At 74.4% G+C, this 1,685-nt stretch carries 1 protein-coding gene; it reads right to left on the bottom strand.

The genetic code is table 11. The features are described 5' to 3' along the window. On the bottom strand, window positions 1–1,685 hold a 1,685-nt coding region (locus VT50_RS37030; RefSeq protein ID WP_143645350.1), incomplete at both ends, for a beta-ketoacyl reductase.

The raw sequence follows: 1,685 nt of genomic DNA, 5'->3' as shown, positions 1-1,685 counted from the left end.
GGCCAGCGCCTCGCGCGGCGAGATGCCGAAGAACGCGGCGTCGTAGCCCGGGGCGTCGTCGAGGAATCCGCCCTCGCGTGCGTAGCTGGTGCCGAGGTGGTCCGGGTCGGGGTCGTACAGGGCGTCCAGGTTCCAGCCACGGTCGTCGGGGAACGGTGTGATCGCGTCCCGGCCGTCTGCGAGCAGCTTCCACAGTTGTTCCGGGGAGCCGACACCGCCGGGGAACCGGCAGCCGATGCCGACGATCGCGATCGGGTCGTCGGCGACGACCGCCACCGTCTGCCGCGCGGAGCCGATACCGGTACCACCGACTTTCGTACGCAGGTCGGCGGCGAGCGCGGCGGGTGTGGGGTGGTCGAAGACGACGGTGGCGGAGAGCTTCAGACCCGTCGCGTCGCGCAGCCGGTTGCGCAGCTCCAGCGCGGTCAGCGAGTCGAAGCCCAGCTCGGCGAACGGGCGCCGTGCCTCGACCGCGTCGGCGGAGTCCAGCCGCAGCACGGCGGCAGCGGTGCTGCGCACCAGCGACAGCACGGCCCGGGTCTGTTCCGCCTCGGACAGACCGGCCAGCTCCGCGGCAAGGCCGCCTTCGGCGCCGACGGGCACCGGCTCCTGTCCGGCGGCGAGGACGCGCCGTACCTCCGGCAGTTCGTCGAGGAGCGGCCGGGGCCGCGCCGAGGTGTAGCCGGGGACGAACCGGTCCCAGTCGATGTCGGCGACCACGACCGCGGTGTCACCGAGATCGAGGGCGCGCCGCAGCGAGGCGGTCGCCAGGTCCGGGCCCATCGGACGGATGCCACGCCTGCCAAGGAACTCCTTGGCCTCGTCGGTCGCGGCCATGCCGGTGCCCTCCCAGGCGCCCCACGCCACACTGGTCGCGGTCAGTCCGCGGGCGCGCCGGTCGGCGGCGAGGCCGTCGAGGTAGGCGTTGGCCGCGGCGTAGGCGCACTGGCCGCCGCTGCCCCACACACCGGCGCCGGAGGAGAACAGCACGAAGGCATCCAGCTCGCGGTCGCCGAGCAGTTCGTCGAGGTTCGCGGCACCGCGGGTCTTGGCCGCCATCACCTCGTCGACGTCGGCGGGCATGGCCTCGCCCATCGGGGTCGGCCGGGTGGCCGCGGCGGCGTGCACGACGGCGTCCACGGGGTATTCGGTCAGCAGCGTCCGCAGTGCCTCCCGGTCGGCCACGTCGCAGGCGACGATCGCCACGTCGGCGCCGAGCCCGGTCAGTTCGGTCCGCAGCTCATCGGCTCCGGGCACATCGGCACCGCGTCGGCTGGTCAGTACGAGGCGTCGTGCCCCACCGGTGGCCAGCCACCGTGCCACGTGCCGCCCCAGTGCCCCGGTGCCACCGGTGACCAGGACCGTGCCGCGGGGCGTCCAGCCCGACGCCTCGACGTCCTTACGGCCCGCCCGGACCAGTCGTGGCACGAACCGGCCGCTGGAGCGTACGGCCACCTGGTCCTCGTCGGCGGTGGTGAGCGTGCCGACCATCAGCCGCAACGACCGCTCGTCGGCCTCGGCGGGCAGGTCGACGAGGCCGCCCCAGAGCTGGGGGCGCTCCAGACCGGCGACCCGGCCGAAGCCCCATACCGCCGTCTGTTGTGGATCACAGCGGCCGCCGACCGGCGCCGCCTCCCGGGTCACCAGCCAGACCCGTCCGGCGGCTTCGGTGTCGCCTGCCGCCT

It is taken from the genome of Streptomyces antioxidans (genome assembly GCF_000968685.2).
In the GTDB taxonomy this organism is placed as follows: Bacteria; Actinomycetota; Actinomycetes; order Streptomycetales; family Streptomycetaceae; genus Streptomyces; species Streptomyces antioxidans.
The sequence above is the reverse complement of the archived record's forward strand: the minus strand, read 5'-3'. Positions and strand labels throughout refer to the sequence as shown.